At 65.5% G+C, this 275-nt stretch carries 1 protein-coding gene; it reads left to right on the top strand.

Annotation, left to right across the window (positions count from 1 at the left end; genetic code table 11):
* Nucleotides 1-84: 84 nt before the first annotated feature.
* Nucleotides 85-275, top strand: a 191-nt coding sequence (locus tag G5A07_RS21270; protein ID WP_191863975.1) for an NUDIX hydrolase, incomplete at its 3' end; no start/stop codon positions are given.

Below are 275 nucleotides of genomic sequence, written 5' to 3'. Positions count from 1 at the left end.
GGATGTGGAGCCCGAGACGGTGGAAGCCTTCGCCGCCGACATCCGCAACGCCTGTGAGCAAGCTGTCTAACGCATCTCTCTGCCATGAGCTTCGACTACCGCTTCTGCCCCCAATGCGCTACGTCGCTCGTCGAGCAGCACAACGCCGGCCGCCTGCGCATCGCGTGCCCCGCGCAGGACTGCGGCTTCGTGCACTGGAACAATCCGTTGCCCGTCCTGGCGGCGGTTGTCGAATACCGCGGGCAGATGTTTCTCGCGCGCAATGCGCTGTGGCC

Source organism: Stenotrophomonas sp. AS012628, from assembly GCF_010608305.1.
GTDB lineage: Bacteria > Pseudomonadota > Gammaproteobacteria > Xanthomonadales > Xanthomonadaceae > Stenotrophomonas > Stenotrophomonas geniculata.
This window is presented reverse-complemented; position numbering and strand designations above follow the sequence as displayed.